The sequence below is a fragment of the Pseudoxanthomonas winnipegensis genome (genome assembly GCF_030322905.1).
Classification (GTDB): domain Bacteria; phylum Pseudomonadota; class Gammaproteobacteria; order Xanthomonadales; family Xanthomonadaceae; genus Pseudoxanthomonas_A; species Pseudoxanthomonas_A winnipegensis.
Genome location: NZ_CP095475.1, coordinates 4,149,408 through 4,173,540, shown reverse-complemented (window position 1 = coordinate 4,173,540; position 24,133 = coordinate 4,149,408). Strand labels below are relative to the sequence as shown.

Genomic DNA, 24,133 nt, shown 5'->3' with positions numbered 1-24,133 from the left:
GGCCATTGTGTGCAAACGCCCGGTCGCGCGCCATGGGCTGACGCGATCCGCGCGCAGCGGCGACGGCGTGCGCGGCAGCGCCATCGGCGACAATGGCGCGATGACCACCGTCTGCAACATTGCCGCACGGCTGCCCGAACTGGCGCGCGAGCGCCCCGACCAGATCGCGCTGCGCTGCCCGGGCCGCGGCGGCCGCTACGACATCGCGCTGACCTATGCGCAGCTGGACGCGCGCAGCGACGCCATCGCCGCGGGCCTGGCCCGGCACGGCATCGGCCGCGGCACGCGCACGGTGGTGATGGTGCGGCCCTCGCCGGCGTTCTTCCTGCTGATGTTCGCGCTGTTCAAGGCCGGCGCGGTGCCGGTGCTGGTGGACCCGGGCATCGACCGGCGCGCGCTGAAGCAGTGCCTGGACGAGGCGCAGCCGCAAGGCTTCATCGGCATCCCGCTGGCGCAGGCCGCGCGCCTGCTGCTGGGCTGGGCGCGCAGCGCGACCCGGATCGTCACCGTCGGACCCCGGCTGGGCTGGGGCGGCGTCACCCTGGCCCAGGTCGAACGTGACGGCGCCGGCGCCGGCCCGCAGCTGGCCGCCACCGACGGCGAGGACGTGGCCGGCATCCTGTTCACCAGCGGCTCGACCGGCGTGCCCAAGGGCGTGGTGTACCGGCACCGGCATTTCGTCGGCCAGATCGAGCTGCTGGGCAAGGCGTTCGGCATGGTGCCCGGCGGCGTGGACCTGCCGACCTTTCCGCCGTTCGCGCTGTTCGACCCGGCGCTGGGCCTGACCAGCGTCATCCCGGACATGGACCCCACGCGCCCGGCTAAGGCCGACCCGGCCAAGCTGCACGCGGCCATCCGCCGCTTCGGCGTGACCCAGCTGTTCGGCTCGCCGGCGCTGATGCGGGTGCTGGCCGAGTATGGCCATCCGCTGCCGACGGTGAAGCGCGTGACCTCCGCCGGCGCGCCGGTGCCGCCGGACATCGTGGAGAAGATCCGCGCGCTGCTGCCGGACGATGGCCAGTTCTGGACGCCGTACGGCGCCACCGAATGCCTGCCGGTCGCGGTGATCGAAGGTCGCGAACTGGACGCCACCCGGCAGGCCACCGAGGCCGGCGCCGGCACCTGCGTCGGTCGCCCGGTCGAGCCCAACCTGGTGCGCATCATCGCCATCGACGATGCGGCCATTCCCGAGTGGCACGGCGTGCGCGAACTCCCGCCCGGCCACGTCGGCGAGATCACCGTCGCCGGCCCCACCGCCACCGACAGCTACTTCAACCGCGAAGCCGCCACGCGCAGCGCCAAGATCCGCGAGACGCTGGCCGATGGCGGCACGCGCGTGGTGCATCGCATGGGCGATGTCGGCTACTTCGATGCCGAGGGCCGTCTGTGGTTCTGCGGCCGCAAGACCCAGCGCGTGGAAACCGCCGCCGGCCCGCACTACACCGAGCAGGCCGAACCAGTGTTCAACGTGCACGGCGAGGTGCGCCGCACCGCGCTGGTCGGCGTCGGGACGCCGGGCGCGCAGGTGCCGGTGCTGTGCTTCGAACTGCTGCCCGGCGTCTCGCCGCAGCGCGCCGACGCCGTCGCCGCCGACCTGCGCGCCATCGCCCAGCGCCACGCGCATCTGCGCGGCATCGCCACCTTCCTGCGCCATCCGGGATTTCCGGTGGACATCCGCCACAACGCCAAGATCGGCCGCGAGAAGCTGGCGATCTGGGCCGCGGGCATGTCGCGCTGAGGCGGTCGCCGTGAGCGAGCGCTACCGGTTGGACGATCTGCTGATCGACGTGCCACGGCAGCGGGTCGAGCGCGATGGCGTCGCGCTCGAGGTGGCCGGGCTGAGCTTCCGCCTGCTGCATTGCCTGCTGCGGCAGGGCCAGCGCGTGGTCGGCTTCGACGAGCTGATCGCACAGGTGTGGGCGCCTGCGGTGGTCAACGAGGAAACCGTGACCCAGCGGGTGCGCCTGCTGCGCCAGGCGCTGGGCGACGATCCGCGGCGGCCGCGCTACCTGCGCTCGGTGCGCGGTCAGGGCTACCAGCTGTGCCCGCAGGTCCGAATCGAGGACGTGGCCTCGCAGGCGAAAGCACTGCGGCGATGGCGCATCGTCGGCCTCGCGGCCGCGCTCGTGTTGGCAACGGTCGCGCTGGCGTTCCTGCTGCCGCGTTCGCCGCGTCCGACGCCCGCGGTATCGCCCCTGCTGCAGCGTGCCGACTACTACGCCGGCATCGGCCAGCGCGACAACAACGAGCGCGCCATCGCGCTATACCGCCAACGCCGGCAGGAAGCACCGGACGACGCGCGGGCGATGGTTGGGTTGAGTCGCGCCTACAGCGTCCGTGTCTGCCAGTACGACGGCAGTCCCGACGATCTCACCCAGGCGCGTCAGCTGGCCGAGCGGGCCGTGGCGGCGGCGCCCGGGCTGTCGGCCGCGCACGCCGCGCTGGCTTACGTACATGATTGCGGCGGCGAGATCGCCGAGGCGCTGGACTCCTACGAGCGCGCGCTCCGGCTGGATCCCGGCGCCGACGCGACGCGCGGCTCGGCGGCCTATCTGTACGAGCGCAAGGGACGCCTGGCCGAGGCGCTTGCGACGAATCTGCAGGTGCGCGATCCGGCTAAGGTCCGCTTCCTGCCCATCCAGATCGCCAGCAATCTCAACCTGCTCGGCTACGTCGATGCCGCCGAGGCGCGCTATCGCGAGAGTTTCCGGCTGTATCCGGACAGCGTGTTCTCCAATCAGGCCTGGCCGCAGTTCCTGTTCTCGCACGGTCGCCCGGACGAGGCGCAGGCGGCGCTGGACGAAGCCCTGCGACGCGGGACCGGCAATGTCGGTCTGTCCCTGCTGCAGACCGAGCTCTCGCTCGCGCACGGCGATGTCCAGCGCGCGCGCCAGGTCAGCCTGCAGGCGCTGCGGCTGCGCCCCCGCAGCAGTTTCCCGCAGACGGTGGCATGGGCGGTGGGCGCGCAGGCGTCGCCGCAGCCGCCGGCACTACGCGCGCGGGCCGAGGCGCTGCTCAACGGGCTGGCGCGGGGAGCGGATCCGGTCGACGGCCTGGATGCCGCCTTGTTACTGGCGCAGGCCGGCGACGCCGATGCCGCGCTGGCCGCGCTCGAACGCGCGCGCCGGGCTGGCTATCGCGACGCCGCCTACCTGCGGGTCTCGCCGCTGCTGGCCCCGCTGCGCGCGCAGCCTGGTTTCGCCGCGCTGCTGGGGCGGATCGCGGCCGATATCGCCGCCCAGCGCGCCCAGGTCCGGCGCGCCGGGCTGCTGCCGAAGGAAACCGGGACCGCTACGGCAGCGCCTTGAGCACGTAGTCGGCGAACAGCCGCTGCGACTGCTGGTGCATCTGCCGCTGGTTGTAGGCGCGGCGGGTGATGACGGCCACCAGCCGTTCCTCCGGCAGCACGAACACGTAGTTGCCACCGTTGCCGGACATCGCCCATACGCCGCGCTCCACGCCGCGCACCGGAAACCGGAAGCGCCAGAGTAGATAGCCGTAGTCGGCGTCCTCGCGGGCCTGGGCGTGGACCGTGGTCATGGCCTCGACCCATGCGCTCGGCAGCACCTGCTTGCCCTGCCAGCGGCCTTGGTCGAGCAGCAGCTGGCCAAGCTTGGCCAGGTCGCGGCTGCGGTAGCGGGTACCGCCGCCGCCCATGCCGGTGCCTTCAGAGGCATGGTTCCAATGCGAGCCGACGATGCCGAGTAGGCGCTCCAGGGCCTGCTCGGCAAAGTGCTCCAGGGGCTGTCCGGTGCTCTTCTCCACGAGTGCGCCGAGTAGGAACGCTCCGGCGGTGCAATAGGCGAAGGCGCGGCCATGCGGACTCTCCGCGGGACGCTTCATCCAGGGCGCGTAACCCTTGACCGGCAGGTCCAGCGCGAACTGGACCCAGTCCGCGCTCAGATACATGCGCTCCTCGTTGCCGGTGGAGAACGCGTTGTCGTCGTCGCACTCCCACTGTGAGCTCATCGTCAGCAGATCCTCGACGGTAATCGCGCGCTTGCGCGGGTCGGGGTGCTGCCAGCGGCGGTCGTTGAAGAAGTCGTAGACCCGGGCCTGCACGCCGGGGAGCGCGCCCTGCGCGATGGCCGCGCCGACCAGCAGCGCGGTCACGCTTTTGGTCGCCGACCGGGTGTCCTGCAAGGTGTCGCGGGTGCTGTCACCGAAGTAACGCTCGTAGACCAGGGCACCGTCACGGGCGATCAGGAGGCTGGTGGTGTCCGGCGCCTGGCCGTCGGCGATGGCGCGTTCCATCGCCTGGAGCTGCTCGACGTGCCAGCCGGTGGCGACGGGGTCGGTCACCTTCCAGCCATCGTCCAGCGGGGGCGGCGAGGCGGCGTGTGCCAGGTGCGAGGCGGCGGCGAGCAGGGCGAACAGCGGCGGGATGCGTTTCATGACGGGCTCCAGATGGCGGTTCCGCAGTGCGCCACCGGCCCGGATGAAGTGCCTGATGTCCGGATGAAGAATTCTGAAGCCCAACGCATTCAATGACTTATGCCGCGGGCGTCGCCAGCGCGGCGGACTGCGACTATCGTCTGCGGCGGTCTGGCGGCGGTGCGATGGCGTAATGAAGATCCTGGTAACCGGCGGTGGTGGATTCCTCGGCCAGGCGCTGTGCCGCGGCCTGCTCGAACGCGGGCACGAGGTCATCAGCTTCCAGCGCGGGCATTACCCGGCGCTGGCGGCGATGGGCGTGGGCCAGATCCAGGGCGATCTGGCCGATGCGCATGCGGTCCGCCACGCGGTGGCCGGGGTCGATGCGGTCTTCCACAACGCGGCCAAGGCCGGCGCCTGGGGCAGCTACGACAGCTATCACCAGGCCAACGTGGTCGGCACCGACAACGTCATCGCCGCCTGTCGCACGCACGGCACCTCGCGGCTGGTGTACACCTCCACGCCCAGCGTCACCCATCGCGCGACCCATCCGGTCGAAGGCCTGAGCGCCGATGAAGTGCCCTACGGCGAGGACTTCCAGGCGCCTTACGCGGCCACCAAGGCCATCGCCGAGCAGCGCGTGCTGGCGGCCAACGACGCCTCGCTGGCCACCATCGCGCTGCGTCCGCGCCTGATCTGGGGGCCGGGCGATCATCAGATCCTGCCGCGCCTGGTCGAGCGCGCGCGCAGCGGCCGCCTGCGCCTGGTCGGCGACGGCATGAACAAGGTCGACACCACCTACATCGACAATGCCGCGCAGGCGCACCTGGACGCGTTCGATCACCTGGCGCCGGGCGCGGTCTGCGCCGGCAAGGCCTACTTCATCTCCAACGGCGAGCCCTGGCCGATGCGCGAGGTCCTGAATGCGCTGCTGGCCGCCACCGGCACGCCGCCGGTGCGCAAGTCGCTTTCGTTCAAGACCGCCTACCGCATCGGCGCGACCTGCGAGGTGCTGTGGAAGGCGCTGCCGCTGAAGGGCGAGCCGCCGCTGACCCGCTTCCTGGCCGAACAGCTGTGTACGCCGCACTGGTACAGCATGGAGCCGGCGCGGCGCGACTTCGGCTACGTGCCGCGCGTGTCGATGACCGAGGGCCTGGCCCGCCTGAAGAGCGCGTGGAGCAAATCCGGCTGAATCCTCACGCGGCCGCGATGCGCCAGGTCACAGGCTGGTCGCACGCCGATCCGGCGCGCCACAAGGAATCACCGCCGTGCTTCATTACGCCATCGTCTTTCTGGTCATTGCGCTGATCGCCGGCGTGCTGGGTTTCAGCGGCATCGCCGGAACCGCCTCCAGCATCGCCTGGGTCCTGTTCGTGGTGTTCCTGATCCTGGCCGTGATCTCGTTCTTCCGCAAAAAAGCGTAGACGACCGCGTCAGAGCGGGCAGGCGAAATAGCCGACCCGCTTGCCGCTGGGCAGATCGGCCTGGCCGACCTGCTTGAAGCCCAGTCGCTGGTGGAAGGCGACCGAGCCGGGATTGGGCGGGTCCAGATTGATCTCGCACACCAGGCGCGTCTGCCCTTGCAGGCGCGCCTGCTGCTTCAACGCCTCGTACAGCGCACCGGCCAGGCCGCGGCCCTGTGCGTGTTCGGCCACCACGACCCGGTCGATGTAGACGAAGCGCTCGAAGCGCGCCGACAGCCAGGCGAAGTTCGGATTGTCGTAGGCCGCGTCCTGGTCCAGCGCGATCAGCAAGGCATCGGCCTGGCCGCAGGTCCGGGCGAAGCAGGCCATCCCGATCAGTTGCGCGAACTGCCCCGGCGTCTGCCAGGACAGCGCCGCGGCATGGGCGTTGTTGAGCGCCAGCAGGGCCGGCAGATCGGTCGGGGCAACGTCTCGCAGTGGAGTGGCCCTGCTCACTTGCACAGCCCCGCGCTGCGAAGCTCGCCGTTGGCGCATGCAAAGCGCTGAAATGCCAAGACGCGTGAGGCCCAAATGCCTCCGAAGCACTTTTTCACGTGTGTATTGCCCATTGATCGTTCCACCGCTGCTCGGGGGCGCACAGCATGGCCCCGGGGCTGGCCGCTGCACAGCCTTGAGCATGGGAAGCTGATGTCACTCAGCTGGGAAGCCCTGTTGAGGACCAGTCTTCGTGTGGCTTGCCTGTCTTGAGTTGCGCGTCAGGGCGGGTGCGTCGGCCCTGCCTCGGCCTCGCATCGCTTCCATTTCATCTCGAATGCTCCGGCAACCCTTGTTCACCCACGGGCCGTGCGCGTCCCCCGGTTAGAATGCCCGCCATGTCGCCCACCCCCTTCGATGCCCTCAAACCGCTGGCCGGTCGCGCGCTGGAAGCCGCGCTCAACCGTGCCGTCGCGCTGGACCCGGACACGCGCGATGCGCTGGCGCCGCTGGCCGGCCGACGCATCGCCATCGCGCTGGATTCCCCGCCGCTGGCGCTGGAAATCGCAGTGGAGGCCCAGCGCCTGCACGTGGGGCCGGTCGATCCGGCCAGCGAGCCGGACCTGGCCGTGCGCAGCACGCTGGGCGGCCTGCTGGGCCAGCTGCCGTTCCTGCGCCGCGACGATGCCGCGCCGGTCGGCAAGTTGCGGGTGTCCGGCGATGCCGACCTGGCGCGGCGCCTGCAGACGCTGGCCAGGCGCTTCGACCCGGACTGGGCGCAGCCGCTGGTGAGCGTGTTCGGGCCGGTGCTGGGCGTGCAGATCGCCGGCGCGCTGCGCATCACCCTGCTGCGCCTGCGCGAGACCGGCAGCGAGCTGGCCGGCAGCGCCGCCGAGTTCGTCACCGAGGAATCGCGCGACGTGGTCGCCAAAGCCGAGCTGGAAGCCTTCCACGACGAGGTCGACGGCCTGCGCGACGATGTCGAGCGCCTGGCCGCGCGCCTGTCGCGCCTGGCGGCGCGCGCATGAGCATGGCGTGGCCGGGGATGAAGAGCGTGCGCGCCGCCGTGCGTGCCAACAAGATCGGCCGCGTGCTGATCCGCTACCGCCTGGACGCGCTGCTGGAGGACACCCCGGCCGGCCCGTGGCTGAGGCTGGCCCGGCCGTTCGTGCCGCGCGCCCGCGACGACGTGGCCGCGCTCAGCCGCGGCGCGCGCCTGCGCCTGGTGCTGCAGGAGCTGGGGCCCATCTTCGTCAAGTTCGGCCAGATCCTCTCCACCCGCCGCGACCTGATCCCGCCGGACGTCGCGCAGGAACTCACCCTGCTGCAGGACCGGGTCAAGCCCTTCGACGGGCAGCGCGCCCAGGCCATCGTCGAGCAGGCGCTGGGCGTGCCGATCGAGGTGGCCTTCGCCCACTTCGACACCACGCCGCTGGCCTCGGCCTCGATCGCGCAGGTGCATGCGGCCACGCTGCACGACGGCCGCGAGGTCGTGGTCAAGGTGCTGCGCCCGGACATCGAGGCGCAGATCGCCGGCGACATCGCGCTGCTCAAGTCCGGCGCGGCGCTGGTGGACTACGCGCATCCGTCGGCCGACAAGATCCGGCCCAAGGAGATCGTCGCCGAGATCGAGGCCACGCTCGCCGCCGAGCTGGACCTGCAGCGCGAGGGCGCCAACGCCAGCGTGATGCGCCGCTTCTGGCAGGACTCGCCCGACCTGTACGTGCCGGAGATCATCTGGACCCATACCGCCGAGCGCGCGCTGACCATGGAGCGCGTGGTCGGCATTCCGTCCGACGACATCGTCGCGCTGGACGCGGCCGGCATCGATCGCAAGGCGCTGGCGGCCAAGGGCGTGCGCGTGTTCTACACGCAGGTATTCCGCGACAACTTCTTCCACGCCGATGCGCACGCCGGCAACATCTGGGTCGATCCCGATCCGCTGCGCAAGGACGACCCGCGCTTCATCGCGCTGGACTTCGGCATCGTCGGCCAGCTCTCGCAGCAGGACCAGTACTACCTGGCCGAGAACTTCATGGCCATCTTCAACAAGGACTACCGGCGCATCGCCGAGCTGCACGTCGAGGCCGGCTGGATGCCGGCCACCGTGCGCATCGACGAGCTGGAGGCGGCCGCGCGTGCGGTATGCGAGCCGTACTTCACCCGGCCGCTGTCGGAGATCTCGCTGGCGCAGGTGCTGATCAAGCTGTTCCGCACCGCGCAGAAGTACGAGCTGACCCTGCAGCCGCAGCTGATCCTGCTGCAGAAGACCCTGCTCAACATCGAAGGCGTCGGCCGCCAGCTCGATCCGCAGCTGGACATTTGGGCGGTGGCCAAGCCGGTGCTGCAGCGCATCCTGGTCAAGCGCTATAGCCCGCTGCATGCGATCAACGAGCTGCGCAAGCGCATCCCCGAGATCATGACCCATGCCCCGGACATGCCGCGACTGGTGCATGCCTGGCTCAAGCAGCAGGTCGACGGCCAGCACGAGCTGTCGATGCGTTCGAAGGACCTGGCCGCGCTCAACCTGACCCTGCAGCGTCTGCAGCGGCGCGTGGTCACCGCCATCGGCGGCGCGGGCCTGCTGGTGGTGGCCGCGGTGCTGCACGCGTTTGGCGTCGGCGGCCCGAGCCTGTGGGGCGTGCCGCTGTGGACCTGGTTCACCGGCGCGCTGGGCACCCTGGCGCTGCTGTCGGCCTGGCTGCGGCGCTGAAGGCGCCGCGACGATGCGCGCCGACGCCTCGCTGCAGGCCCTGAAGGCCGAGCTGTTCGCCCACGGCGAGCGCAACGACGCCGTGCAGCAGGCGCGTGGCGCGCGGATGCTCAACATCACGCCGGACACCGGCGAGTTCTTGGCGGTGCTGGTGCGCGCCACCCAGGCGCGCCGGGTGCTGGAGATCGGCACCTCCAACGGCTATTCGACACTATGGTTGGCCGAAGCGGCCGCGGCCCTCGGCGGACGGGTCACCACGCTGGAATTCGCGCCCGACAAGTGGGAGCTGGCCCAGGCCACGTTCGCGCGCAGCGGCCTGGCTGCGACGATCACTTCGGTGCAGGGCGACGCGGGTGGATGGCTGGCAGCGGCGCAGACGGCGTCGGCCGACCTGGTGTTCCTTGACGCCGACCGCAGCCGTTATCCGGCCTGGTGGCCGGACCTGCGCCGGGTGTTGCGCCCCGGCGGCACGCTGGTGGTGGACAACGCCATCTCGCACGCCGCCGAACTGGCGGCGTTCGAGACCATGCTGCGCGCGGACGATGCCTTGACCTGCGCCCTCCTGCCGGTGGGCAAGGGCGAACTGGTCGCCGTGCGCGCGCCCGACTGAGCGTCCTCAGCCGCCCTTGGCGACCTTGCTGAAGAAGTCGTAGATGCCTTCGTCGCTCATCTTGCGGGCGTTGGCCAGCTCGCCGGCCTTGGTCGTGTAGACGACCTTGCCCGTGGGCGAGACCACGACCGCGGCGGGGATGCCCTTCTCGATCGGGTTGCCGTAGGTGTTGGCGATGTCCAGGTTGTGGTCCCAGTTGCCCACGTCGACCTTGACCACCTCGAAGTGCTGGTTGACCAGTGCCGCGTTCTTCTCGCTGTGCAGCGAGGTATCCAGCGCCCGGCAGTCGCCGCACCAGTTGGCGCCGAAGATCAGCAGGGTCGGCTTGTGCGCTTGCTTGCCAGCGGCCAGCGCCTGGGCGACCTCTGCCTTGGCGTTGGCCTGCGGGTTGTAGGGCAGGTCGGCGGCCAGGGCGGCGCCGGTGGCGGCGAGCAACAGCAGGGTCGGCATCAAGCGCTTCATGGTGGACGGGCCAATGGGGAAGGGAACGGCGATGGTTGGCGGACCGGGTCCCCGGCGTCAATGGCCCAGCGCACGCATGCGTGGAACGCGGCGTGGCGGGGGCGGGCATGCCGCGGCCTACGACTAAAGTCGAAGCCCAAAATGTAAATCTTTTGTTCTTGTAAGTAGCCTGCGCAGTCCCGCTGGGCCAGAATGGCCCCGTGCCGTGGCGTACGGCGAGGGCTAGGCACGCCGCGGTCGAACAAGTTGCAGATGAAATGAATCAAGGACGCGTGCCGATCGGCATGCAAGACAACGACAAACTCGTGGATCCGGAGGGGATACATGTTGAACAAGAAGAATGCGCTGGCCATCACCGTGGGCGCCATCTGCGCCGCTGCCAGCGGGGCGGGGTTCGCCTCGGCGCTTGACCGCTCCGGCCAGTCCATCGCGCCGTTCCTGAAGCCAGGCAACTACGCCGAGTACGGCGGCAGCTTCCTCAACCCCAAGGTGGACGGCAAGGACAAGAACGGCACCGAGACCGGCAACGTGGCCAACAGCTACAACTTCGTCGGCGGGGCGATCAAGTTCCAGCCCACCGAGAAGTTTTCCTTCGGCTTCATCTACGACGAGCCCTTCGGCGCGTCGGCCGAGTACCACGGCGCCAATGCCTTCACCGCCAATCCGCGCGACGTGGTGCTGAGCGGCCTGCCGATCGTGACCGGCCCCAGCGTCGTCAGCAACGGCCAGCTGGCCGCCTACGGCCTCAATGCCGGCATCACCGGCGATACCGACGTGGAAGTGCGCACCAAGAGCCTGTCGGCGCTGGTGGGCTTCCAGCCGACCGAGAACTGGAACCTCTACGCCGGCGGCGTGTACCAGGAGATCAAGGGCGAGGTGTCGCTGCGCGGTTCGACCTACTCGGCCTTCAACGGCTACGACCTGTCGATCCCGTCCAAGCGCGACTGGGGCTGGCTGGCCGGCATCGCTTACCAGAAGCCGGAAATCGCCCTGCAGGTCTCGCTGACCTACCGCTCGGAGATCGACTACGACATCAACGCCAACGAGTCCATGCCGTTGGTCACCGCGCTGGGCGCCAACCGCGCGCAGCTGGCCGGCCTGATCCAGCAGCTGGTGCTGGCCGGCCGCCTCCCGGCGGCCACCGGTCAGGCGCTGGCCGGGACGCTGGGCTCGCTGGGCGGCCTGAGCGGCGGCACCACCTCGATCACCACGCCGCAGTCGGTCAACCTGGATTTCCAGACCGGCATCATGGCCGACACCGTGCTGTTCGGTAACGTGCGCTGGGTGCAGTGGTCCAAGTTCGCGGTGCGTCCGGCCCAGTTCGGCCAGCTCGCCGAGGCCGTCGGCCCGCTGATCGGCAAGCCGGACGGCTTCAATCTGGTCGACTACTCCAAGGACCAGTGGTCGGCCAACCTGGGCCTGGGCCGCAAGCTGACCGAAACGGTGTCCGGTTCGTTCTCGGTGGGTTGGGACGGCGGCGCCGGCAACCCGGTGACCACCCTGGGCCCGACGGACGGCTACTGGAACGTGGGCGTCGGCCTGCGCTACAGCCCCACGCCCAAGATCGACCTGAGCGCGGGCGTGAAGTACTTCTGGCTGGGCGATGCCACCGCCGAAACCGGTGCGCACAGCTATGCCGGCGAGTTCAAGGACAACAGCGCCATGGCCGTGGGCGTGAAGATGGGCCTGCACTTCTAAGCACAGGCCGCATGCGCCGGGGCGTTGGACGCCCTGGCGATCACGAGGGCGATGCCATCCGGCATCGCCCTTTTTGTTGGATTGGGTCTTCGCTGGAGTGCGAGGCTGGCCCCACACTTCGGTAGCCAGCTTCGCCCAGACCGGTCGCGCGCCTCGGCTCAGTCGCCATTCCTGGCAGATTCTTCGACGGGAGAGGGTCGGCCGCGCCTTCTGCTTCTGTGGGAGCAACTGTCCCCGCACATCTCGCAGTGGCGTGTCTGTAGAGCGGAGCTTGCTCCGCTGGGGCCTTTCCCACGAACTGAAAGAAGAGCAGCGGAGCGAGCTCCGCTCTACAGGTATGAGCTGCCCTTGTGGCCTTTTCGGCCAATGGCGGCGAAGAGCTTTACCGGGAAAGCCTCATCGCCGCCATTGGCCGAAAAGGCCACAAGGGGGGCTCCCACGGGATCGGGTCGGCATTCCGCAAGGACTCGTTGATGGCCGGACAACCCGACTCGCGCCACGCCAGTCGGCCGAGGACAATGGCGCGATGAGCTTCGCTTCCGATTCGCCCTTGCCGCCCATCGCCCTCCTGTACCAGGACGCCCATCTGGCCGTGGTCGACAAGCCGGCCGGGCTGATGGTCCACGACAGCGGCCTGGCCCGCGGCGAGGAGGTGTTCCTGGCCGATCTGCTGCGCGCGCAGCTGGATCGGCCGATCTTCCTGATCCATCGCCTGGACCGCGCCACCAGCGGCTGCCTGCTGGTGGCCTTCGACCGCGACACCGCCTCGGTGCTCGGTCAGGGCTTCATGTCGCGCGAGGTGGAGAAGGACTATCTGGCCGTCTGCCGCGGCTGGCCCGAGGCCGAGTTCACCATCGACCACGCCCTGGACGGCGGCCCGGGCAAGCCCGAGAAGAAGCCGGCCATGACCGGTTTCGTGCGCCTGGCCAGCGGCGAACTGGATGTGCCGTCCGGCGGCTTCGAGACCTCGCGCTACGCCCTGCTGCGCGCGCGTCCGCACACCGGGCGCTTCCGCCAGATCCGCCGCCACCTCAAGCACGCCTTCCATCCCCTGATCGGCGACACCAGCCACGGCGAGGGTCGGCACAACCGCGCCTTCCGCATGCGCGGCGTGCATCGCATGCTGCTGCACGCGCGCCGGCTGGCCTTCCTGCATCCACACACCGGTGCACGCATCGAAGCGCTGGCGCCGCTGGATGCGCAGTTCATGCGCGCCCTGGACCTGTTCGGCTGGGGTCACCAGGCGCGATGAAGCGCGTGGCGCCTGCTCGATCGACATCGGGATGTCATGCCTGCTGCATGGTGTCGTCATCGCCATGAACGACCCTGACAGGCGAACATTCGCCAGGGGTTCGAACACGCATGGGGTACTTCCGTCACGCACTGGGTGAGGCGATCGGCCTTGCCCTGGTTTCCGGCGCGGTGCTGTTGTCCGGCGCACCGCTCGCGCATGCGCAGGAAGCGCCCACCATGCCCGACGACCGTCGCGACGCGGCCAAGGATCTGGACGCGGTCATCGTGACCGGCCGTGCCGGCGTCGGTCAGCGGACCAAGGCGCAGACGAGCTATTCGGTAACCAACATCGAGGAGGAGACCCTGCGCATGCAGGCGCCCACCAGCGTCACCGACGCGGTCAAGTCGGTGCCCGGGTTCTGGGTGGAATCGACCGGTGGCGAGGCCAGCGGCAACATCCGCGCACGCGGCATCCCGGTGGACGGCTATGGCTCGGTGAACCTGCTAGAGGACGGCATCCCGGTCGTGCACGACCCGGCGCTGGGCTACCTCAACGGCGATCAGGCCTTTCGCTTGGACGAGACCATCGACCGCATCGAGGTCGTGCGCGGCGGTCCTTCCTCGGTCTTCTATTCCAACGCACCGGCCGGCGCGATCAACTTCATCCCGCGCCAGGTCGGCGACCAGGCCTCGGGCCTGTTCAAGCTCACCGTCGGCGATGACGGCCTGCGCCGCGCCGACGTCTACTACGGCACGCCGCTGGGCGATGGCTGGAAACTGGGCATGGGTGGCTTCTACCGGATCGAGGACGGCGTGCGCGATCCGGGCTACCACACCAACGACGGCGGCGAGTTTCGGTTCAATGTCGCGCGGGCGTTCGAAGGCGGCCACTTCAGCGCGGACGTCAAGCACCTGGACGACAAGGTCATGCTGTTCCTGGGCATCCCGATGCGCCGGGATGGCGATGGCGACATCGTTGGCGTGCCGGGCTTTGACGCGCATTACGGCACGGTGGCCGGGCCGGAGACGCGCCGCCTGCGCATGCGCATGGGCGACGGCAGCCTGTACGACTTCGACAACGCTGACGGTACACACGTCAAGCGCGATCAGGGCACGGTCAAGCTGGATCTGGACCTGGGCGCCGGTTGGCAGCTGGCCCAATCCCTGCGCATGAGCAGGACCGACACCACCCGTAACGGGGTGTTCCCGAACGCATTGGGTCGCGCCACCGATTTCCTCGCCGCCAGCACGCAGAAGGCGTGGCTGGCCTCGGTGCCGGCCGCGAGCGCCCTGCAGCTGCGTTATGCGACCGACCCGGCGCAGGTATTCGACACCACCAGTCAGAACGGCAACGGCTTGATGATCCAGGGCGGCTTGCGCGGGCTGACCATGCCGGTGCACGAGTTCATCAGCGACAGCCGTCTGTCTCGCGTGTTCGAGGTCGGCGACCAGCGCCACAATCTGACGCTGGGTTACTACTACGCCAGCACGCGGGAAACCTTCGATCGCTATTCCAGTGTCGTGCTGCTCGATGCCCAGGATCGGGCGCGGCTGCTGGACCTGGTCGCGGTGGACGCGACCGGTAACGTGCTGGCGACCTATACCGACCACGGTGTGTACCGCTACGGTTACGAGTGGGAAAACGCCGCCGGCAACCAGACCACCCAGGCGTTCTACGCGGCCGACGAATGGCAGGTGACCGATGCGCTGCGCATCGATGCCGGCGTGCGCCATGAGCGCATGCGGACCGATGGCCGGGCCGAGGTCCGCAAGTCGGTCAACCTGGGCACGCCCAGCACCGCCAACGTCCTGACCGGGTCGGGCCAGTATGTGGACTTCGACCAGGCGTCGAACAAGACCGGCTGGACGCTGGGCGCCAACTGGCAGTTCGACGCGCGACGCGGCGCGTTCGTGCGCTGGACCTCGGCCTTCCGCCTGCCCAGCATCGGCAGTTACCTCACCCGCAACAGCAATTGCGCGCTGGCCACGCTGTCGGCCTGCGTGGCGGCCAACAGCGCCAATGCCATCACCCAGACCATGGACTTGGGCGAGGTGGGCTTCAAGTACGCCGACCGCACCTTCAACGCCTACGCCACCGTGTTTTACACCAAGTACGACAACGTGGGCTTCAGCAACTACGTGTTCAATGCCAACACCAGCACGTCGGTCAACCAGCAGGGCTACGCCAGCACCCGGACCTGGGGCCTGGAGCTGGAGAGCGGCTGGTATCCGGCCGACTGGTTCGACGTGCAACTCACGGCCACCTGGCAGGATCCGCAGTACCGCGACCTGGAGTACACCGAATTGGTGGCCGGCGCACCGGTGCTGCGCGATTACGTCGGCAACCAGCTGATCCGCGTGCCCAGGCTGGGCGCGCGGATCGTGCCGGGCGTGAACCTGCTCGACCAGAAGCTGCGCCTGCAGCTGGCCTACGAGTGGGAAGGCCAGCGCTATGTGGACACCGCCAACTCGGTGAAGCTGCCGTCCTACGGGCTGCTGTCCTTCAGCACGCGCTACGAGTTCGACGACCGCCTCAGCGTGTATGGCTATGTGGACAACGTCACCAACTCGCTCGGTCTGAGCGAAGGCAATCCGCGCGCGGGTGAGCTGCAGAGCGCCGATGTCGGCGCCAGCAGCTTCATCGCCCGCCCGCTGCTGGGACGTTCCTACAGGCTGGCGCTGATGTACAGGTTCTGAGCGTGGCCAGGCATCGGCATTCGGCCGCGCGCGGTCTGCTCGCCTGCCTGCTGGCGCTGCCCGGCGCGCTGGCGCCGCCGGCCGCGATGGCGCAGGGCGCGCCCGAAGTGCTGGAGCTGCGCGGCCGCATCACGGACGCGGACCTGCATCGCTACGTCGAGGTGCCGTTCCAGGTGCCGGCCGGCACCGCTCGCATCAGCGTGGACTTCGACTACGAAGGCCGCCAGGACCGGACCGTGATCGACCTGGGCCTATTGGACCCGGCGGGCTTCCGCGGCTGGAGCGGCGGAAGCAAGCGTGCCTTCACCGTGGCGCTGGACGATGCGACACCCTCCTACCTGCCCGGCGCCCTGCCGGCGGGAACCTGGAAGCTGATGCTCGGCGTGCCCAACATCCGACCCGGGCACGGCGCGGACTATGTGGCGCGCCTCACGCTGACCCGGGCGGACCAGCCTGAACGCGTGCCAGCGCTTGTGACGCCGACCCTGCGCGCGCAGCCGGGCTGGTATCGCGGCGACCTCCACATGCACAGCGCGCACAGCGACGCCAGCTGCGCCTCGCAGAGCGGGCGGAAGGTGCCATGTCCGGTGTTCCTGACGCTGCAGGCCGCGGCGCAGGCAGGCCTGGACTTCGTCGCCCTGACCGATCACAACACGGTCTCCCACCTGGCCGACATCCGCGAACTGCAGCCGTTCTTCGACCGGCTGCTGCTGATCCCCGGCATGGAGCTGACCACTTTCCAGGGCCACGCGAACGTGTTCGGCCTTCAGCAGTGGCTGGACTTTCGCCTGGGCAGCGCGGCGCTGCCGGACTGGAATGCGGTGCTGGATCAGGTCCAGGCGCGCGGTCTGCTGTTGTCGATCAACCATCCGATGCTGCCCAACGACGAGACCTGCATGGGTTGCGGCTGGACGCCGCAGGTCCCGGTGGACATGGCGCGCATCGCGGTGGTGGAAGCGGTCAATGGTCAGGATGCGGACACCCCGCATTCGGGCATGGCCTTCTGGCATCGACTGCTCGATCAGGGCCTGCAGGTGACCGGCGTGGGCGGCAGCGACAACCACGACGCCACACACCGTGTCGCGATGGCCGACAAGACCACGCCCGTCGGCCACCCGGTGACGGTAGTGCATGCGCAGGCGTTGTCGCAGGACGCGATCCTGGAGGGCATCCGCGCCGGACAGGTGTACATCGACGCACAGGGCGGGCGTGGGCGCACGTTGGAGGTCGTCGTGGATTGCGGGCGCGGTCCGCAACCGATGGGTGCGCGGATCAGGCAGGTGGCGGGTAGCCCGTGCCAGGGCCGGATCGAGGTCACCGGACTGGCCGGCGCCAGGCCCGTGCTGTGGCTGGATGGCGCACAGGTCGCGACGCTGCGGGCTGAAGGACAGAACGCCTGGAGGTTCCCGCTGCGGGCCGACGGCCACCGGCACTGGGTGCGCGCCGACGTGCGCGATGCGCAGGGGAGGTTGGCGCTGGTCGGCAATCCGATCTACCTGTTGCCCTGAAGCGACCAGGCGGCCCTGGAAACGACGCAGGCGCCATCCGGCGCCTGCATCGTGCCGCGGCGGCGTGCCTGATTCAGCGCTTGGCCGGCGCCTTCATCATCGCATCGCGCGCGGCCTTGAACGGATTGCCGTCGTACCAGTTGGGCCACTGGTCGCCACTGGCCAGCTCGCGGCCCACGCCGTAGACCAGCTCCAGGTCCTGCATGGTGCCGTCCAGCTTCCAGGTGTCCGGGTCGTACTCGTCGGCGGGCGAGTGGTAGCGCTGCTCGCCGTATTCCTTCGCGGCCGCCTTGCCGGCGGCCTCTCCGCCCTCGATCAGGTCTTCGCCGCCATCCACGTACAGCGCCGGCACGCCGGCCTTGGCGAAGTTGAAATGATCCGAGCGGAAGTACGAGCCGTTCTGCGGCGAGGCCTCGGCATGCAGCGTGCGGCCCTGCGCGGCGGCCAGCGGCTTGAGGAGGTCCTCCAGCTGCGAGGCGCCCATGCCGGTCACGGTCACATCGTGCGCCTTGCCCGCCACCGACATCGCATCGATGTTGATCACCCCGGCGATCTTGTTCAGCGGGAAGGTCGGATGGGCGACGTAGTACTTCGAACCCAGCAGACCCGACTCCTCCAGCGTCACCGCCAGGAACACCACCGAACGCTCGGGCTTGGGCTCCTGATGCGCGAAGGCATCGGCGATCTCCAGGATGCCGGCCACGCCGGTGGCGTTGTCCACCGCACCGTTGTAGATGTTGTCGCCGTCCTCGTTGTCGTGCTTGCCCAGGTGGTCCCAGTGGGCCATGTACAGCACGGCCTCGTCGGGACGCTTGCTGCCGGGCAGCACGCCGATCACGTTGCGCGACTTGGCCTGGCCGATCGTGCTCTTGAGGTCGAAGGACAGCTTGGCCTTCAGCGGCACCGGCTTGAAGCCGGGCTTGGACGCGTCCTTGTAGGCCTGGTCCAGATCCAGCCCGGCCTTGGCGAACAGCGTGCGCGCCACCTCGCCGGTGATCCAGCCCTGCGCCGGGATGCGCGGCGACGGATCGTCGGCGGCCGGCAGGTCGTACTGCTTGCCCGCCCAGGAGTTCTTGACCACGTCCCAGCCGTAGCTGGCGCCCTCGCTGTCGTGGATGATGATCGCCGCGTCGGCGCCCTTGCGCGCGGCTTCCTCGAACTTGTACGTCCAGCGCCCGTAATAGGTCATCCGCTTGCCGTCGAACAAGCTTTCATCGTGCGTGTGGAAGCCCGGGTCGTTGACGAACATCACCACGGTCTTGCCCTTCCAGCTCTTGGTCCCGGCGTAGTCGTTCCACTTGCGCTCGGGAGCGTCCACGCCGTAGCCGACGAAGACCAGCTCGCTGTCCTTGACGTCGATCTCCGGCTTGCCGGTGCGCGTGCCGATCACCATCTGCTCGCCGAAGGCCAGCGTCTGCGTGCTGCCGTCGGCCTCGGTGATGGTCAGCGTGGTCGAGGGATCGGCCGTGGTCTCCACCATCGGCACGTCCTGCGTCCAGCTGTCGCCGTTGCCGGGCTTCAGGCCGATGCGCTGCATCTGCTCGGTGATGTAGGCCACGGTCTTGTCCTCGCCCGGCGTGCCGGGGCCGCGGCCCTCGAAGGCGTCGGAGGACAGCGTCTTGACCAGTTCGCCGAAATCGCCGGCATCGATCTTCGGCGAGAAGGCATGCGGCGCAGGCGCGGATGCGGCCTGGGCGGGGGCGGGCGTGGAGGCGGCGGGCGCCGGCGGCGCGTCCGGCTTCTTGCAGGCGGCCAGCGCGGTCAGCGTGGCCAGGCCCAGCAGCAGCGTGCGGGACATGCGGGTTCCTTGCGGTGAACGGGAACCCGGGATTCTAGCCAGACTGGGCCGATCCTCGGCGCGCGGCGCCTGTCGATCCGGACAGGGCCGCGCGGGACGTCCGCCTGGGGCGGAGGCGAACCGGTAGTCGCAATGGAAGCGGGAACCCCGTGGTCTTGGAGAGAGAGGGCCAAGGCACGGGGTCCCCGCCGGGAACGGGGACGCGGCAGGCGCGGTTTACTCGGTCGGTGCGGTGTTGCCGCTGTAGGCGATCGGCGTGGCGCCGGTCACCGGACCGATCTTGGCGCTGGTATGCACGTACAGCCTGACCGGGCGTTCGAACACCAGCGCGCCGTCGACCACTGCGTTGGGGCCGATGATCACGCGCGGCGGGTTGCCCTCCTGCTTGCGGCTCGACCAGCCCTGGTTGCGCTCGATCTTGATGCCGCCGCGCACGTGCGAGCCGGCGCCGACGGTGAGATCGCCGTTGACCGTTTCGATGCTGCCGCCGACCTCGGTGCCGACGATGCCGATGGCGCCGTTGACGTTCTCGATGCCCTTGGCGATCTTGCCGCCCTGGTCGACGAAGACGCTGCCATTGACGGTCTCCAGGCTGCCGTTGACGGTGACCTGGCGGCCCAGCCTCAGGCTGCCGTTGACGGTCTCCAGGTCGCCGGTGATGGCCTTGTCCTCGACCTTGATCGAGCCGTTGACGGTGCCGGCTTCCTTGACCGTGGCGCCGGCCTCGATGGTGATGCTGCCGTTGACCGTTTCCAGGTCGCCGTAGGCCTGGCCCGACTGCGCGGTGATGCTGCCCAGGACCTTGTCGATGGACTGCTGGGCCGATGCGCCGCTGGCGGCCAGGGCCAGGGCGATGCCCAGCGCGACCAGGGCGGGGCGGGAGAACGAGACGGTCATGGGTGCGGTTCCTGTGCGGGTGATGTACGGGCTTGGATGCGGCCATCGTGCCCAGGGTTTAAACGCGCGGAGGGCGCCTGGACAGGATGCGACGGCGGCCCTGGCTACAATCGGGGCCTGCTCCGTCGTCGAAGATGCATCCGTGCCCCAGTCGTCTCGCTCAACGCCTGCCCGCCGCGCCACGCTGGCGGCGCTGCTGGTCCTGGCCGCGGGCGCCTGCGCACCGGCCTGGGCGCAGAGTCAGAAGGAAGCCCAGAAGAAGCTCGAGACCGTCCGCAAGGAGCTCAAGTCCATCGCCGCCGAGCGCCGCGACCTGGAGGGCAAGCGCGGCGAGGCCTCGCGCAAGCTGCGCGCGGCCGATGAACAGGTCGGCAAGTCCAGCCGCCAGCTCACCCAGACCCAGACCGCGCTGCGCAAGGAGGAGGCCGCCCTGGCGCAGCTGCAGGACAAGCGTGCGCAGATGCAGCAGCGCCTGTCCGGCCAGCGCGCCGAGCTGGAACAGCTGCTGCGCGCGGCCTACATGGCCGGCAGCAACGCACCGCTGAAGGTGCTGCTCTCCCAGGACAGCGTGGCCGACGCCAACCGCGCCATGGTCTATCACCGCTACGTGCAGGGCGACGTGGCCGGCAAGATCGCCGCGCTCACCGGCCAGCTGCAGGAGCTGCAGACGCTGGAGCGCGAGATCCAGGCGCGCCGCGCCGCGCTGCAGGACGCCCACAAGCGCCAGCAGACCCAGGTGGTTCAGCTGCAGCGCGACCGCAGCGCCCAGGCCCAGCTGGTCGCCCAGCTGGACGAGCGCTACGAGGACCGCAGCGACCGCGCCCAGGAACTGGGCCGCGACGCCAAGGCCCTGGAGACCCTGCTGGCCAACCTGCGCGCGGCCGCCGCGCGGGCCGAGGCCGAACGCCGCGCCGCCGCCGAGCGCGCGCGGCGCGAGCAGGCCGCGCGCGAGGCCGCCGCCCGCGAGCAGGCGGCCAAGGACCGCGCCGAAGCCAAGGCGGAAGGCCGTCCGCCGCCGCCGCCGCGCAAGGTCGCCCCGCCGCCGCCGGTGGTGGCGAGCGCGCCGGCGCTCAAGGTCGGCGGCCTGAGCTGGCCGACCTCGGGCAATCTGCTGGCGCGCTTCGGCGGGCAGCTGCCCGATGGCCGCACCAGCCAGGGCGTGCTGATCGGCGCGCCGGTGGGCTCGACCGTCTCGGCGGTGGCCGATGGCACGGTGGTGTTCTCCGAGTGGATGACCGGCTACGGCATGATCCTGATCATCGACCACGGCAACGGCTACATGAGCCTGTATGCGCACAACGAGGCGCTGCTGCGCGACGCCGGCGCGGTGGTGAAGAAGGGCGATCCCATCGCCAAGGTCGGCAGCTCCGGCGGCTGGGGCACGCCGGCGCTGTACTTCGAACTGCGCAAGGGCGGCTCGCCGGTGGATCCGGGGGCGTGGCTGCAGCGGCGCTGAGCGGAGAGCAGCGAGTGAAGCGGAGCGCGCGGTGAGCCGGTGCCGCCGCAAGCACGCGCTGCTCCTGCGCTTGCGCGCGCCTGACGCCGCCTCGCCCGCTGCGCTTTCCTTTCTCCCGCTTCCCGCATAATCCGGGGCGTTAGGTCCCTCACGATCCACCCGGAGTCGCCGCATGCGTGTGTCCCTGTTGCTGTCGTCCCTGCTGCTGGCGATCGCGCCGGCCCTGGCCCAACAGGCCGCGCCCGCCGCCCAGGACACGCCGCAGTCCGCGCCCGCGCCGGCCGCTGCGCCGGCCAAGCCGGCGGCCCAGGACAGCGACGAGGACGCCCCGGCCGTCCCCTCCAGCGACGATCCGGACGGGACCGAGGCCAAGACCTCCGAGGTGCCGCTGGACGAGATCCGCCGCTTCGTCTCGGTGTTCAACGCGGTCAAGCAGGCCTATGTCGAGCCGGTGGACGATGAGAAGCTGATGCACTCGGCCATCCGCGGCCTGCTGCTTGACCTGGACCCGCACAGCGCCTACCTGGACAAGGAAGACGCCAAGGATTTCGACGAGCAGGCCAACGGCGCCTACGACGGCGTCGGCGTGGAGCTGCTGGCCCAGCCCGACGGCACGCTCAAGGTGATCTCGCCGATCGACGGCACGCCGGCCGCGCGCGCCGGCCTGCAGTCCGGCGACACCATCGTGGCCATCGACGGCAAGCCGCTGGGCGGCATGAACGATCCGATGGAGCCGCTGCGCGGCAAGGTCGGCACCCAGGTCACCCTGACCATCGTGCGCGACAAGGTCGCCAAGCCCTTCGACAAGACCCTGACCCGCGAGACCATCCGCGTGGCCAGCGTGCGCTCGCGCCTGCTCGAGCCGGGCTATGGCTACATCCGCATCAGCGCCTTCCAGGCCGACACCGGCGCTGACTTCCAGAAGGCGGTCGACGGGCTCAAGGCCAAGGGCCCGCTCAAGGGCGTGGTGCTGGACCTGCGCAGCAATCCGGGCGGCCTGCTGACCAGCGCGGTGCAGGTGGCCGACGACCTGCTGGACAAGGGCACCATCGTCACCACGCGCGGGCGCATCGCCATCAGCGACGCCAAGTTCGACGCCACCCCGGGCGATCGTCTCAAGGGCGTGCCGGTGGTGGTGCTAGTCGATGCCGGGTCGGCCAGCGCGGCCGAGGTGCTGGCCGGCGCGCTGCGCGACAACGACCGCGTGCGCATCATCGGCAGCCGCACCTTCGGCAAGGGCTCGGTGCAGACCGTGCTGCCGCTGGACAACGGCGATTCGGTCAAGCTGACCACCGCGCGCTATTACACGCCCAGCGGCAAGTCGATCCAGGCCACCGGCATCGTGCCCGATGTGGTGCTCAAGCCCGACGAAGCGACCGACCGCGACATCCCGCCCTCGCTGGCCGACTACAGCGAGGCCAAGCTGCCCGGTCACCTGCGCGGCGATCAGGAAGGCGCCGAGGGCTATGCGGCCGGCGATGTGCTCAATGGCGACAAGCCCATCGAAGAGGCGCTGGCCGAGTTGAAGCACCCGGGCTCGGTCGCGGCCGCGCAGCAGGCCGCCGCGGCCAAGGCGGCCGCCGCCAAGCCCAAGCCCGCACCGAAGGCGCCAGCGCCGGTGCCGGAAGCCGCCAAGCCAACCGCCCCTGCGTCCGCCAAGCCTGTCGCCCCCACGCCCGCCAAGCCGGCCGAAGTCCCGGCCACGCCGTAACCCGGTGGGAGCCGGCATGCCGGCGATGGGGCTTTCCCGGTAAGGCCCCATCGCCGGCATGCCGGCTCCCACAGGGATTGCCGGGATCAGCGGTTGCGCGTCAGCGCTTCGGGATTGACCAGATTGCGCGGCGTGCCGTCGGCGAACGCCCGCACGTTGTCCAGCGCCGTGCCCAGGTACAGCGCGTAGCTGTCCTGTTCGACGTAACCCAGGTGCGGCATCGCCAGCACGCGCGGATGGGTCAGCAGCGGCTCGCGCTGCGGCACCGCGGGCTCGTGTTCGAACACATCCAGCGCCGCCATGCCCGGGCGGCCGGCCTCGAGCGCGGCCAGCAGCGCGCCCGGGGCGATCAGTTCGGCGCGGCTGGTGTTGACCAGCAGCGCATCGGGCCGCATGCGCGCCAGCAGCGCCGCGTCGACCTGGTGCCGCGTGGCCGGCACGAGGCGACGATGCAGGCTGAGCACGTCGCTGCGTTCGAACAGCGCCTCCACCGAGGCCGCCACGTCGACGCCATCGGCCTGCGCGGCGGCGCGCGCGGCCTCGCCGCCCCACACCAGCACCTGCATGCCGAACGCGCGGCCATAGCCGGCGACGAGACGGCCGATCTTCCCGTAGCTCCACACGCCCAGCGTGCGCCCGTGCAGCGCGCGGCCCAGGACCGCATCGCCGGTGTCCTGCCAGCGGCCGGCCTGCAGCGCCACGCCATAGGTGGGCAGGCGCCGCATCGCGGCCATGACCAGCGCCCAGGTCAACTCGGCCGGCGCGATCGGCGAGCCGACGCCTTCGGCCACCGCCACGCCGCGCGCGGTGCAGGCGGCCACATCCACGTGCGCGCCGACCTTGCCGGTCTGGCTGATCAGGCGCAGCTGCGGCAGGCGCTCGAGCAGCGCCGCGTCGATGCGGGTGCGCTCGCGGATCAGCACCAGCGCCTGCGCCGGCTGCAGCAGCGCCGCGCGCGCCTCCAGGGCCTCGGGCAGCGCGCCCAGCACCTGCACGTCCAGCCCCTGCGCATGCGCGGCCAGTGCCGGCAGCGCCGCGGTGGCGCGCTGGTAATCGTCGGCGATGAGGACGCGCATCG

Annotated in this window: 19 protein-coding genes; 13 read left to right on the top strand and 6 right to left on the bottom strand. The window is 70.0% G+C overall.

Annotation, left to right across the window (positions count from 1 at the left end; translation table 11 throughout):
• Positions 1-100: 100 nt before the first annotated feature.
• Together oleC and MWN52_RS18370 are read left to right on the top strand one after the other, a co-directional pair.
• The gene (gene oleC, locus MWN52_RS18375; protein ID WP_286575811.1) at positions 101-1,738 is read left to right on the top strand and encodes an olefin beta-lactone synthetase; all 1,638 of its coding nucleotides are present in this window, start codon (positions 101-103) and stop codon (positions 1,736-1,738) included.
• A 10-nt stretch (positions 1,739-1,748) separates the two neighbouring features.
• Positions 1,749-3,308, top strand: coding sequence for a winged helix-turn-helix transcriptional regulator (locus MWN52_RS18370; RefSeq protein ID WP_286575810.1), 1,560 nt, complete (start codon positions 1,749-1,751; stop codon positions 3,306-3,308).
• On the opposite strand, the gene MWN52_RS18365 is transcribed toward MWN52_RS18370, so the two are convergent.
• Positions 3,292-4,395, bottom strand: a complete 1,104-nt coding sequence (locus MWN52_RS18365; RefSeq protein ID WP_286575809.1) for a serine hydrolase domain-containing protein — start codon at positions 4,393-4,395, stop codon at positions 3,292-3,294. The two genes, MWN52_RS18370 and MWN52_RS18365, sit on opposite strands and share 17 nt — an antisense overlap.
• 172 nt (positions 4,396-4,567) lie before the next feature.
• Here MWN52_RS18365 and oleD point away from each other — a divergent pair, with 172 nt between their 5' ends.
• On the top strand, positions 4,568-5,566 hold the full coding sequence (gene oleD, locus MWN52_RS18360) for a 2-alkyl-3-oxoalkanoate reductase (RefSeq protein ID WP_286575808.1): 999 nt from the start codon (positions 4,568-4,570) through the stop codon (positions 5,564-5,566).
• A 76-nt stretch (positions 5,567-5,642) separates the two neighbouring features.
• Positions 5,643-5,798, top strand: a complete 156-nt coding sequence (locus MWN52_RS18355; RefSeq protein WP_130521481.1) for a DUF1328 domain-containing protein — start codon at positions 5,643-5,645, stop codon at positions 5,796-5,798.
• Positions 5,799-5,807: 9 nt separating this feature from the next.
• On the opposite strand, the gene MWN52_RS18350 is transcribed toward MWN52_RS18355, so the two are convergent.
• Positions 5,808-6,293, bottom strand: coding sequence for a GNAT family N-acetyltransferase (locus tag MWN52_RS18350; RefSeq protein ID WP_286575807.1), 486 nt, complete (start codon positions 6,291-6,293; stop codon positions 5,808-5,810).
• Positions 6,294-6,670: 377 nt separating this feature from the next.
• Here MWN52_RS18350 and MWN52_RS18345 point away from each other — a divergent pair, with 377 nt between their 5' ends.
• Genes MWN52_RS18345 through MWN52_RS18335 form a run of 3 tightly spaced genes read left to right on the top strand, consistent with a single transcriptional unit; the run spans position 6,671 to position 9,595 of the window.
• Positions 6,671-7,300: a ubiquinone biosynthesis accessory factor UbiJ gene (locus MWN52_RS18345; protein ID WP_286575806.1), complete on the top strand. Its 630-nt coding sequence runs from the start codon at positions 6,671-6,673 to the stop codon at positions 7,298-7,300.
• Between the two features lie 26 nt (positions 7,301-7,326).
• A complete protein-coding gene (gene ubiB, locus MWN52_RS18340; protein ID WP_130521659.1) occupies positions 7,327-8,985 on the top strand; it encodes a ubiquinone biosynthesis regulatory protein kinase UbiB in 1,659 nt (552 codons plus the stop codon).
• A 13-nt stretch (positions 8,986-8,998) separates the two neighbouring features.
• On the top strand, positions 8,999-9,595 hold the full coding sequence (locus tag MWN52_RS18335) for an O-methyltransferase (RefSeq protein ID WP_286575805.1): 597 nt from the start codon (positions 8,999-9,001) through the stop codon (positions 9,593-9,595).
• A 6-nt stretch (positions 9,596-9,601) separates the two neighbouring features.
• Here MWN52_RS18335 and MWN52_RS18330 read toward each other — a convergent pair whose 3' ends face one another.
• Positions 9,602-10,045, bottom strand: a complete 444-nt coding sequence (locus tag MWN52_RS18330; RefSeq protein ID WP_234852742.1) for a thioredoxin family protein — start codon at positions 10,043-10,045, stop codon at positions 9,602-9,604.
• A gap of 336 nt (positions 10,046-10,381) precedes the next feature.
• Here MWN52_RS18330 and MWN52_RS18325 point away from each other — a divergent pair, with 336 nt between their 5' ends.
• The 4 genes from MWN52_RS18325 to MWN52_RS18310 all read left to right on the top strand — a co-directional run bounded on the left by MWN52_RS18325 (position 10,382) and on the right by MWN52_RS18310 (position 17,193).
• Entirely contained in the window at positions 10,382-11,755 is a 1,374-nt protein-coding gene (locus MWN52_RS18325; RefSeq protein WP_286575804.1) for an outer membrane protein transport protein, read from the top strand.
• Between the two features lie 526 nt (positions 11,756-12,281).
• Positions 12,282-13,007: a pseudouridine synthase gene (locus MWN52_RS18320; protein WP_286575803.1), complete on the top strand. Its 726-nt coding sequence runs from the start codon at positions 12,282-12,284 to the stop codon at positions 13,005-13,007.
• A 110-nt stretch (positions 13,008-13,117) separates the two neighbouring features.
• On the top strand, positions 13,118-15,685 hold the full coding sequence (locus MWN52_RS18315; protein WP_286575802.1) for a TonB-dependent receptor: 2,568 nt from the start codon (positions 13,118-13,120) through the stop codon (positions 15,683-15,685).
• Positions 15,686-15,687: 2 nt separating this feature from the next.
• Positions 15,688-17,193 (top strand): CehA/McbA family metallohydrolase, encoded by a 1,506-nt coding sequence (locus MWN52_RS18310; protein ID WP_286575801.1) that lies wholly within the window; start codon positions 15,688-15,690, stop codon positions 17,191-17,193.
• A 73-nt stretch (positions 17,194-17,266) separates the two neighbouring features.
• Here the strand turns inward: MWN52_RS18310 and MWN52_RS18305 are convergent, their stop codons facing one another.
• Positions 17,267-18,991 carry a M28 family metallopeptidase gene (locus tag MWN52_RS18305; RefSeq protein WP_286575800.1) on the bottom strand — a complete coding sequence of 575 codons (1,725 nt, stop codon included), beginning with the start codon at positions 18,989-18,991 and terminating at the stop codon, positions 17,267-17,269.
• Between the two features lie 216 nt (positions 18,992-19,207).
• The gene (locus tag MWN52_RS18300; protein ID WP_130521494.1) at positions 19,208-19,888 is read right to left on the bottom strand and encodes a DUF4097 family beta strand repeat-containing protein; all 681 of its coding nucleotides are present in this window, start codon (positions 19,886-19,888) and stop codon (positions 19,208-19,210) included.
• Between the two features lie 142 nt (positions 19,889-20,030).
• Between MWN52_RS18300 and MWN52_RS18295 the strand changes: the two genes are divergently transcribed.
• Both MWN52_RS18295 and MWN52_RS18290 read left to right on the top strand, forming a co-directional pair.
• Positions 20,031-21,344, top strand: coding sequence for a murein hydrolase activator EnvC family protein (locus MWN52_RS18295; protein WP_425478253.1), 1,314 nt, complete (start codon positions 20,031-20,033; stop codon positions 21,342-21,344).
• 172 nt (positions 21,345-21,516) lie between these two features.
• On the top strand, positions 21,517-23,055 hold the full coding sequence (locus MWN52_RS18290) for a S41 family peptidase (RefSeq protein ID WP_286575799.1): 1,539 nt from the start codon (positions 21,517-21,519) through the stop codon (positions 23,053-23,055).
• 86 nt (positions 23,056-23,141) lie between these two features.
• Here the strand turns inward: MWN52_RS18290 and MWN52_RS18285 are convergent, their stop codons facing one another.
• Positions 23,142-24,131 carry a D-2-hydroxyacid dehydrogenase family protein gene (locus tag MWN52_RS18285; protein ID WP_286575798.1) on the bottom strand — a complete coding sequence of 330 codons (990 nt, stop codon included), beginning with the start codon at positions 24,129-24,131 and terminating at the stop codon, positions 23,142-23,144.
• Positions 24,132-24,133: the final 2 nt, after the last annotated feature.

Excerpts from the sequence above, each read along its gene's own strand:
- MWN52_RS18290 (WP_286575799.1), top strand. The coding sequence starts at position 21,517 with ATGCGTGTGTCCCTGTTGCTGTCGTCCCTGCTGCTGGCGATCGCGCCG.
- MWN52_RS18335 (WP_286575805.1), top strand. The coding sequence starts at position 8,999 with ATGCGCGCCGACGCCTCGCTGCAGGCCCTGAAGGCCGAGCTGTTCGCC.
- oleC (WP_286575811.1), top strand. The coding sequence starts at position 101 with ATGACCACCGTCTGCAACATTGCCGCACGGCTGCCCGAACTGGCGCGC.
- MWN52_RS18315 (WP_286575802.1), top strand. The coding sequence starts at position 13,118 with ATGGGGTACTTCCGTCACGCACTGGGTGAGGCGATCGGCCTTGCCCTG.
- MWN52_RS18305 (WP_286575800.1), bottom strand. The coding sequence starts at position 18,991 with ATGTCCCGCACGCTGCTGCTGGGCCTGGCCACGCTGACCGCGCTGGCC.
- oleD (WP_286575808.1), top strand. The coding sequence starts at position 4,568 with ATGAAGATCCTGGTAACCGGCGGTGGTGGATTCCTCGGCCAGGCGCTG.
- MWN52_RS18345 (WP_286575806.1), top strand. The coding sequence starts at position 6,671 with ATGTCGCCCACCCCCTTCGATGCCCTCAAACCGCTGGCCGGTCGCGCG.
- MWN52_RS18320 (WP_286575803.1), top strand. The coding sequence starts at position 12,282 with ATGAGCTTCGCTTCCGATTCGCCCTTGCCGCCCATCGCCCTCCTGTAC.
- MWN52_RS18365 (WP_286575809.1), bottom strand. The coding sequence starts at position 4,395 with ATGAAACGCATCCCGCCGCTGTTCGCCCTGCTCGCCGCCGCCTCGCAC.
- MWN52_RS18285 (WP_286575798.1), bottom strand. The coding sequence starts at position 24,131 with ATGCGCGTCCTCATCGCCGACGATTACCAGCGCGCCACCGCGGCGCTG.
- MWN52_RS18330 (WP_234852742.1), bottom strand. The coding sequence starts at position 10,045 with ATGCCGACCCTGCTGTTGCTCGCCGCCACCGGCGCCGCCCTGGCCGCC.
- MWN52_RS18300 (WP_130521494.1), bottom strand. The coding sequence starts at position 19,888 with ATGACCGTCTCGTTCTCCCGCCCCGCCCTGGTCGCGCTGGGCATCGCC.
- MWN52_RS18325 (WP_286575804.1), top strand. The coding sequence starts at position 10,382 with ATGTTGAACAAGAAGAATGCGCTGGCCATCACCGTGGGCGCCATCTGC.